General features: G+C 44.5%; 10 protein-coding genes and 1 tRNA gene. 4 read left to right on the top strand and 7 right to left on the bottom strand.

Going from position 1 to position 9687, the window contains the following annotated elements; genetic code table 11:
- From VMW01_12015 to panC, 5 genes are all read right to left on the bottom strand, one after another.
- Positions 1-353 (bottom strand): hypothetical protein (locus VMW01_12015; GenBank protein HUW06976.1); only part of this gene is annotated, 353 nt, incomplete at its 3' end.
- Between the two features lie 54 nt (positions 354-407).
- On the bottom strand, positions 408-896 hold the full coding sequence (gene rfaE2 / locus VMW01_12010) for a D-glycero-beta-D-manno-heptose 1-phosphate adenylyltransferase (GenBank protein ID HUW06975.1): 489 nt from the start codon (positions 894-896) through the stop codon (positions 408-410).
- Positions 897-910: 14 nt separating this feature from the next.
- Positions 911-1918 (bottom strand): lysylphosphatidylglycerol synthase transmembrane domain-containing protein, encoded by a 1008-nt coding sequence (locus tag VMW01_12005; GenBank protein HUW06974.1) that lies wholly within the window; start codon positions 1916-1918, stop codon positions 911-913.
- Positions 1919-1925: 7 nt separating this feature from the next.
- A complete protein-coding gene (panD, locus tag VMW01_12000) occupies positions 1926-2276 on the bottom strand; it encodes an aspartate 1-decarboxylase (GenBank protein ID HUW06973.1) in 351 nt (116 codons plus the stop codon).
- A 6-nt stretch (positions 2277-2282) separates the two neighbouring features.
- A complete protein-coding gene (gene panC / locus VMW01_11995; protein HUW06972.1) occupies positions 2283-3131 on the bottom strand; it encodes a pantoate--beta-alanine ligase in 849 nt (282 codons plus the stop codon).
- Positions 3132-3374: 243 nt separating this feature from the next.
- Between panC and VMW01_11990 the strand changes: the two genes are divergently transcribed.
- Both VMW01_11990 and glmS read left to right on the top strand, forming a co-directional pair.
- Positions 3375-4211 (top strand): glycogen/starch synthase, encoded by an 837-nt coding sequence (locus tag VMW01_11990; GenBank protein HUW06971.1) that lies wholly within the window; start codon positions 3375-3377, stop codon positions 4209-4211.
- A 59-nt stretch (positions 4212-4270) separates the two neighbouring features.
- Complete coding sequence (glmS, locus tag VMW01_11985; protein ID HUW06970.1) at positions 4271-6106, top strand: glutamine--fructose-6-phosphate transaminase (isomerizing); 1836 nt, start codon at positions 4271-4273, stop codon at positions 6104-6106.
- 51 nt (positions 6107-6157) lie between these two features.
- On the opposite strand, the gene rfbB is transcribed toward glmS, so the two are convergent.
- On the bottom strand, positions 6158-7213 hold the full coding sequence (gene rfbB, locus VMW01_11980; protein HUW06969.1) for a dTDP-glucose 4,6-dehydratase: 1056 nt from the start codon (positions 7211-7213) through the stop codon (positions 6158-6160).
- Positions 7214-7218: 5 nt separating this feature from the next.
- Entirely contained in the window at positions 7219-8250 is a 1032-nt protein-coding gene (gene galE, locus VMW01_11975; GenBank protein HUW06968.1) for a UDP-glucose 4-epimerase GalE, read from the bottom strand.
- A 114-nt stretch (positions 8251-8364) separates the two neighbouring features.
- On the opposite strand from galE, the gene VMW01_11970 reads away from it, so the two are divergent.
- A tRNA-Lys gene (locus VMW01_11970) sits at positions 8365-8437 on the top strand.
- 92 nt (positions 8438-8529) lie between these two features.
- Positions 8530-9687, top strand: a 1158-nt coding sequence (gene gltX / locus VMW01_11965; GenBank protein HUW06967.1) for a glutamate--tRNA ligase, incomplete at its 3' end; no start/stop codon positions are given.

Here is a 9687-nt window from a genome sequence, read left to right as displayed (position 1 = left end):
TAGAGAACTTTGAGCTTCGTATCAAGAGCAATTTGGAGGGTAAGGGTTGACTTTCCGATGCCAGGCTCTCCGCCTAACAAAATAACTGAACCGGGAACTACTCCTCCACCGAGTATTCGGTTGAACTCGTTGGAGGCAAGTTGAATTCGCTTATGTGTTTGGGGTTCTATTTCGTCAATGGCAATGGGCCTTGCTGGTGCCGTGAGAGAGGTAAAGGTGGTACGGCTTTCACTTTTCAGGACTGGTTCTTCTACGTAGGTATTCCACTCACCGCACGAAGGGCATCGTCCGACCCACTTGGCCGACTCTGCCCCACAGTTTTGGCACATAAAAACTGATTTGCTTTTTGCCATTTAATCCAATTATTAAAACCCCAAGGTAGGCAAAAAGCGACAATTCGGAAAGAACTATTTGCTGAGTTTTTGGATGATGGACGTTGTTGAGAATCCTTCTACAAAAGGTATGGTAACAACTTTACCACCACGAGCAGTTACAATATCGTAGCCAACAATCTCTTCGGGCTTATAGTCGGCACCCTTCACAAGAATGTCTGGCTGAACAGCTTTAATGAGTTCATAAGGGGTATCCTCGTCGAATAGGATTACGGCTGAAACAAACTCCATTGCAGCAAGGACGAGGGCTCTGGTGTCTTGGTCTTGCACCGGACGATTTTCACCTTTAATTTTTCTCACCGACAGGTCGGTGTTCACTCCAATAACCATTACCTGTCCAAGGCTAGCTGCCTTGGCAAGATATTCAACGTGGCCGCGATGAATTATATCGAAACAGCCATTGGTAAAAACAACAGATTGATTTTTAAAGTTCCAGTAAGCACGCTTGGTTAAAAGTTCTTGGGACGTCAGTATTTTGTTTTTAATAAAGTTAAGATGTTCCATGATTATTGAATCCTTTATTGTTGCTTTACCTTTTTTGAAAAAAACATGATGATGTAGAAGCCTATGGTTCCAAGCAGAATAGCGAATATTGTTTGAGATTCATGCGATAAAGTAGCAATAATCAGGCCATCTTCGCGAGGTATCCCATACAGGGCCAGAGCCATTGTCATGATGAAATGGAAGGTTCCAAATCCTCCCTGTACTGGAGCAGTCATTCCAATGCTTCCAGCAACAAGCAGAAATAGTCCATCCATAGGACCGAGGGATGCCGTGGCGGGAATGGCAAAAACAATTAACCAAGACATCAACCAGTAGCATGTCCAAAGCACAATGGTAGCCAAGAAAAATTCTTTTCTGCGCTTCATCTGGTATCCTGATTTCAACCCCTGGATCACCCCTTTGACAATTTTTTTCATTTTAAGGAAGGGCGTGGTGGCTACAATTTTATTTTTCAACAAGTAAAGTAGCAGGAATGAGGCAAAAATTACCACAGCCACAATCATCCAAAGTATTGGTGTGTTGGATATACCGCTATCAATTTTATTACCAATTGGTATTAAAAGGTGGTCGTTGAAGAATGCCCCAAAAATGTTAATCTTGGCGATGGTAACAACTACAAGGAGAAGCAATAGCGTGAAGATATCGAAGGCCCGCTCCACAATAACTGTTCCCACAAGACCTTCAAAGGGAATACCATCACTTTTACGCAGCATAGCACAGCGGCTTACCTCTCCAAGGCGAGGGAATGCAATATTGGCTAGATAACCCACAAGCACTGCACTGGTAGTGTGGAGCAAGGGCGGTTTGTATCCTAGCGTTTCAATGAGAAGGTTCCAGCGGTAGGCCCGTGCTATATATGCCACGATTCCGAGCAGCACCGTAACGGCCACCCATGCGTAGTTGGCGTGCTTTAATCCATTCCAAAGATTCTTAATCGGAACACCTTTAAAGGCGTAGTAGAGCAGCAATACACCAATTGAAAGAAAGAAAAGGTATTTTATTGCGTTTGTGAACTTTTTCAAAGTAAGCCTATATTAGCGAGTTAGACTGTGTGTCGGGAAAAATAACCGTTGGTTTAAACCGCTTGGCTTCTTCAAATTCCATGGTGGCATAGGAGATAATGATCACAACATCACCCACTATGCATTTTCTGGCAGCAGGACCATTCATGCAAATTTTTCCAGAACCTCTTTCTCCTTTAATCACATACGTTTCGAGACGCTCACCGTTGTTAACGTTAACAACATGAACCTTTTCGTTTTCAATTAGGTTGGCTGCATCCATCAAATCTTCGTCAATGGTTATACTCCCGATATAGTGCAGGTTGGCCTCGGAAATAGAAACCATATGGATTTTTGACTTTAAAACATCAATTTGCATTTCGGATTATTTTGAGTCAAACTTAACATTATCAATTAGGCGAACTTCGCCAGCCTTCACAGCAATGCAGCCCACAGCTGGCTCATCACTATGCCACTGGTCAATGGGCATCAACGTTTTAGCGTTGGCTAATTCAAAATACTCAACCTCAAGTAAAGGGCTAGCATTTATTTGTTTAACAACCCACTCCGAGAGCTCTTTTACGCTCATTTCATTGGCTTTGTTTCGCGCTTCCAGCAACGTTTTTCCAATTAGCGAGGCTTGCTGTCGATGCTTAGGAGTAAGAAGCATATTGCGAGAACTTAAGGCTAATCCGTCAGGTTCACGAAGAATGGGACAAGATATTATCTCTACTGGTTGGCCAGTAATTTCAAGCATTCTTCGAATAATGGCAATTTGCTGGTAATCTTTTTCACCAAAGTAAGCGCGATAGGGTTTGACTATATCAAAAAGTCTGCTAACCACTTTGGCCACGCCCTGAAAGTGCCCCGGTCTTTGCTTACCCTCCATCACGGTCTCCAGCTCACCAAGGGGGAATACACGGTTGTCTGGCTCGGGATAAATTTCCGATTCCGGGGGAGCAAAAATGATCTGGCAGTTGGTTTCTTTGAGTAAGGCTAAATCATTTTCGAGAAATCTGGGATAGTTTTTTAGGTCTTTGGGATCGTTGAACTGGGTTGGGTTTACAAATATGCTCACAACGCAGTAGTCATTTTCCAAAACACATTGCTTAACCAGCGATATATGTCCAAGATGCAATGCCCCCATGGTGGGTACAAATCCAACAGTTTTTCCGTTGGCTGAAATTTCATTCAACCGTGATTTAAGGTCACCAACTTTCTCAAAAAGCTCCATCTCTCCGAATATATATCTGCATAGAGTTTAACACCAGATGCATGATTATGTTTTTGCTGGATTTAATCCAAGGGGCAAAGTTAGCTATTCATTTCAATCCGATAGGTGCTCAATGTTTTTTTTCAGCGGTTGACTATTGTGCTATTTGAAGGCAAAATGGGAAGAGGGAATCAATAGCGAATTTTTTTTGTAACTTTGCACAAAGTCTACACGCATAGACCCAATAAGATAAGAATCATCAGAATGAAAAACGCGAGGGTTCTTTTCATTTCTCAGGAGATATCACCTTATTTACCTGAAAATGAAATTTCGTTAATTGGCCGTTATCTTCCACAAGGGATACAGGATAAGGGTAAGGAGATACGTACATTCATGCCCCGGTTCGGGAGCATTAATGAGAGGCGTAACCAGCTGCATGAAGTAATTCGGCTATCTGGTATGAACCTTATTATTAGTGACTCGGACCACCCACTCATCATTAAGGTGGCTTCAATTCAGTCGGCTCGGATGCAGGTTTACTTTATTGACAATGAAGATTACTTCCACCGTAAGAATACTCTTACAGAGGAGGATGATTCGCAATTTGCCGATAACGATGAGCGGATGATTTTCTTTGCCCGAGGTGTCCTTGAAACCGTCCGGAAGTTAAGATGGGTTCCTGACATTGTTCACTGCCACGGCTGGTTTACTGCCGCTGCCCCACTGTATGTAAAGAAAGCTTTCAAGGAGGACCCAATCTTCTCCAACTCTAAGGTTGTTTATTCCATCTATAACGATGAGTTTCCTGGAATGCTTGCCCCTGGATTTAAGTCGAAGTTAATTACTGAGGGTGTTCGCTCCAAGGATGTTGAAAGCATTAGCACTGCTGGGAGCTGGGAAAATATTACCAAGTTGGCAATACAGTATTCTGATGCCATAATAGTTGGCTCTCAAACCATAAACCCCAACATCTCCAGCTATCTAGAGGAACTTAAAAAACCAATCATTGGCTTCGAGGGTCCCGATACCTACATCGAAGCATACTCTAACCTTTACGACGAGTTGATTGCGGCAAAGGCAAACACTACTCCCAAAAAGTAGGATTGGGTTATTTTACCCGAGCACAGTCAATCATTACCTTTTCAAAAATCATACTTAATATGTGTGGAATTGTTGCATATATTGGAAAAAAGGAAGCCTTTCCAATAATTATTAATGGACTAAAAAGACTTGAGTATCGTGGTTACGATTCTGCCGGCGTTGCCCTTTTTAATAAGGATATAGAAGTTTATAAGTGCAAGGGGAAAGTTAGCGACCTAGAGGCTCACACAGCACAATCAGACACTGCTGGAACTTTGGGAATAGGCCATACTCGCTGGGCAACCCACGGTGAACCAAACGATATCAACGCTCATCCTCATAGCTCACAAAACGGCTACTTCACGCTAATTCACAACGGTATTATTGAGAACTATGGCGTGCTGCGGAGACGGCTTGAAAAGCGTGGCTACACCTTTGCTAGCGAAACAGATACGGAGGTATTGGTTAACCTCATTGAGTACATCTACCTCAAGGGACAAGTTAGTCCGGAAATTGCAGTGCGACTTGCATTGTCGAAAGTTGTTGGTGCATTTGGCCTTGCTATCCTTTGCAAGGATGATCGAGATTTATTGATCGGAGCAAGACGTGGTAGCCCATTGGTAATCGGTGTTGGCAACAAGGAATACTTCCTCGCTTCCGATGCAACTCCAATTGTTGAGCACACCAACAGCGTTATCTTTATGAACGATGATGATGTTGCCATAATTCGTAGAGGAGAACTTTCCCTAAAGACCATCTCTAACCATCCCCTCGAGCCGAAGATCCAAACTATTGATCTCGACATTGAAGAGATTGAAAAGGGTGGGTTTGAACATTTCATGCTCAAAGAAATTTATGAGCAACCTCGTTCAATTAAAGACACTTTCAGGGGACGGTTGTCTGCCGATCTGCAGGAAATACATCTCGGTGGGCTTTACAATGTTCTCCCACAGCTTGTTGAGGCCAAACGTATTGTTCTTATTGGGTGCGGAACCTCATGGCATGCCGGATTGCTTGGCGAATACCTTATTGAGGACTTAGCCCGTATTCCGGTGGAGGTTGAGTATGCTTCGGAGTTCCGTTACCGTAATCCGGTAATTTACCCAGACGATGTTGTGATTGCCATCAGCCAGAGTGGTGAAACAGCCGATACACTTGCTGCCATCAAGTTGGCAAAAAGTCAAGGTGCATTAGTGCTTGGAATTTGCAATGTGGTTGGCTCCAGCATTCCTAGGGAAACTCATGCCGGCGTTTACACCCATGCCGGACCTGAAATTGGTGTTGCCTCTACAAAGGCATTTACTGCTCAGGTTACCGTACTTGCCATGATGGCCATTCTGTTGGGCAAGCGTAAAAAAACAATCACCACCGAACAGGCCAGCCAGCTTATTGCTGAACTTAGTTCTGTTCCTGAGAAAATTGAAAAAATCCTTTTGTTAAACGAAAAAATCGAGAGCATTGCTAAGCGGTTTAAGGACTCAACCAATTTTCTCTACCTAGGCCGTGGATATTTCTTCCCTGTGGCGTTGGAAGGTGCATTAAAACTGAAAGAAATTTCTTACATACACGCCGAGGGTTACCCTGCAGCCGAAATGAAGCATGGGCCAATTGCGCTTATTGACGACAAGATGCCGGTTGTGGTAATTGCTGCCAAGGATAGCTCCTACGACAAGGTTGTAAGCAACGTACAAGAGGTAAAGGCTCGCAAGGGAGTTGTAATTGCCATCGTTTCCGAGGGCGATACAACCATTACGAGCATGGCCGATTACACCATCGAAATTCCAAGTATTCATGAGTCAATGGAAGGGCTGCTGGCAGTTGTTCCGCTGCAACTTTTAGCATACCACATTGCCTTGATGAGGGGTTGTAATGTTGATCAACCTCGCAACTTAGCGAAGTCAGTAACGGTTGAGTAACAACCTGTATCTCAAGAGAAGGCCCGAAGTGAAAAACATTCGGGCCTTTTTTTATCTCTGGGTGTATTGCTTTTGGTAATACTTTTCGTAATCGCCCGACACCACATGCGACAGCCACACCTCGTTGGCCAAATACCAGTCAACGGTTTTTTCTAGGCCCTCTTCAAATCGAACGGAGGGTTGCCAACCAAGCTCCTTCTGCAGGTGTGATGAGTCGATGGCGTAGCGAAGGTCGTGCCCAGCTCTATCCTTTACAAAGGTTATTAGGCTTTCCGATTCGCCCTCTTTTCTGCCCAATTTGCGATCCATGATACTACAGAGCAACCTAATTAGATCAATATTGGTCCACTCGTTATTCCCGCCAATATTGTAGGTTTCCCCGGCTTTTCCTTTGTGGAAAATTAGGTCGATGGCGTTGGCGTGGTCTTCAACATAGAGCCAATCGCGCACATTTTCACCCTTCCCATAAATCGGGATTGATTTTTTGGTTTTGATATTGTGAAAAGCCAGAGGAATAAGTTTTTCGGGGAAATGGTTTGGTCCGTAATTGTTGGAGCAGTTGGAGATAACTGTTGGTAAACCATAGGTGTGAAAGTAGGCTCTTACAAGATGGTCGGAGCTAGCTTTTGATGCGGAGTATGGGCTGCGAGGGTCATACGAGGTTTCTTCTGTGAACAGGCCCTCTTTACCAAGGCTTCCATACACTTCATCGGTGGAGATATGGTAGAATTTTTTTCCTTCAAAGCGGGAACCCCACGCTTTTCTTACTGCGATTAATAAGGTTACGGTTCCCACTATGTTAGTTCTTATAAATGCCATAGGGTCGGCAATCGACCGGTCCACATGCGACTCTGCTGCAAGGTGAATAACTCCATCAATGGCGTATTCGGCGAACACTTTGTCGAGCAGAACATCGTCGCAAATGTCTCCCTTAACGAAGGTGTAGTTTGGCGATTTCTCTATATCGGCAAGGTTTTCAAGATTCCCTGCATAGGTAAGCTTGTCGTAGTTAACAATGCGGTAGTCTGGATATTTCTTTACAAAAAGCCGAACTACATGGGAGCCGATAAAGCCAGCGCCACCGGTAATTAAAATACTTTTTTTCATATAATCTATTTTTTGTTTTTTGAACGGTAACGCTGCTCCCATTTCCATGCGCTAAGCAGCGTATCTTCCAGTGGAATAATGGCCTTCCATCCAAGCACCTTATTTGCCAAAGAGGTATCGGCCCAAACCTGCTCAATGTCGCCTAAGCGTCTATCAACAAATTGGTAGGGCAGCTTTATTCCTGTAACTTTTTCAAAAGTAGTCACAATTTCTAAAACCGAAAGCCCTTTGCCTGTTCCTATATTGAAAACCTCAAGCGTTTGTTTTTCTTTACTTGTTGCAAGCCAGGCTATTGCAGCAACATGTGCTTTGGCTAAGTCTACAACGTTAATGTAGTCACGGATGGCTGTTCCATCGGGGGTATTGTAATCTTTTCCAAATATGTTGAGCACATTGCGGAGGCCATATCCTGTTTGGGTAACGTATGGAATAAGATTGTTTGGAACACCAATGGGAAGTTCACCAATCTCGGCAGACGGGTGGGCTCCAATGGGATTAAAGTAGCGCAGCGCAATGGCTTTTAGTTTTTTATTGGCTTTAATGGCGTCGGTTATAATCTCCTCTGAAATCTGCTTAGTATTGCCGTAGGGTGATTCTGCCAACTTTATTGGTGCCTGTTCCGTTACCGGTAGGGTGTCGGGCTGGCCATACACCGTGCAAGAGGAAGAAAACACAAGATTACCACCTCCATTGTTTTCTAAGCACTCAATGAGATTAATCAGCGAAACTAGGTTGTTTCGGTAGTAAAGCAGCGGTTTCTCAACCGATTCGCCCACCGCCTTGGAGGCTGCAAAATGAATTGCAGCCGAAATATCTGGATTCTGACTGAATATAGATTTCATGGCCGCCATATCGGTGCAGTCTGCCTCAATAAATGTTGGCCGCTGCCCACAAATGTGCTCTATACCATCGAGGACCTCAATAAAAGAGTTGGAGAGGTTGTCCACAATCACAACCTTGAAACCTTGCTGTAATAGTTCTACTACTGTATGGGAACCAATGTATCCGGTTCCGCCCGTTACCAAAATCTTACTCATTATGTGGTTTTTGATTGGACCTCAAAGTTCAAAAAAAAAACTTTAGGCTAAAACATTTCGGTATATTTTTGAGGTTTTGGAAATTTTGTTACTTTTGCAACCGCAATAACAAAACGGTTCGTAGCTCAGTTGGTAGAGCACGTGACTCTTAATCATGGGGTCGAGGGTTCGATCCCCTCCGAACCGACAGAACGGAAGGCCTTTGGTCTTCCGTTTTTGCATTGGCACCAATCAAGCCATTAAGGAAGAATCTATATCTTTGCCTAAAACGTAATAGCAATGGACCAAAGACGAGTTCGTGTGCGATTTGCACCCAGTCCAACGGGACCGCTCCATATTGGGGGCGTGCGTACTGCCCTATTTAACTATCTTTTTGCACGCAAGCACGGCGGCGACTTCCTGCTTCGAATTGAGGACACTGACTCTAACCGCTTTGTTCCCGGTGCAGAAGAGTACATTGTTGAGTCGCTCAAATGGTGTGGTATAGAGATTGATGAGGGAGTTTCTGTTGGTGGTCCACATGCACCGTATCGGCAGAGCGAGCGCAGGGCCATTTACAAAAAGTTTGCCGACCAGCTTATTGATTCTGGCAATGCATACTATGCATTCGATACCCCCGAAGAGCTCGATGCCCTCAGGGCTCGTTACGAAACCGAAGGGAGAACGTTCAACTATAACCACGAAATAAGAACCACGCTCAACACATCGCTTGCCCTTTCTGCGGAGGAGGTGAAGCGTAGGATTGACGCTGGCGCTGGCTGGGTAATCCGCTTTATGATGCCCGAAAGCGAGGAGGTGGAGATGTTTGATCTTATTCGTGGGTGTGTGGTAGTAAATACCGCAACGCTTGATGACAAGGTGCTATTTAAGAGTGCCGACATGCTACCTACCTACCATTTGGCGAACGTAGTAGATGATTATCTCATGGAAATTAGCCACGTAATCCGTGGAGAGGAGTGGTTACCGTCGCTTCCATTGCATGTGCTGCTTTATCGCTCCTTTGGCTGGACTGGCGTAATGCCCCAGTTTGCACACCTACCACTTTTACTTAAACCTACCGGTAACGGAAAGTTGAGCAAGCGTGACGGCGATAAGTTAGGCTTTCCAGTATTTCCCCTTTTCTGGAAAGCAGAAAATGGCGAAACGGCCAGAGGCTATCGCGAAGATGGATACTTTCCTGAAGCATTCATCAATCTATTGGCTCTTTTGGGTTGGAACCCCGGCACTGAGCAGGAAATTTTTACCATGGAGGAGCTTATAGCTCAATTTTCGTTGGAGCGTGTCAACAAGTCGGGTGCTCGTTTCGACCCTGAAAAGGCAAAGTGGTTCAATCAACATTATCTTCGTCAGAAGAGCGATGCTGAATTGGCGACTCTATTTATGCCGGTTCTTGCTGAGCATGGTGTAAAAGCAGAGCATGCATTTGTTGAGAAAGTT

It is taken from the genome of Williamwhitmania sp., from assembly GCA_035529935.1.
In the GTDB taxonomy this organism is placed as follows: Bacteria; Bacteroidota; Bacteroidia; order Bacteroidales; family Williamwhitmaniaceae; genus Williamwhitmania.
The sequence above is the reverse complement of the archived record's forward strand: the minus strand, read 5'-3'. Positions and strand labels throughout refer to the sequence as shown.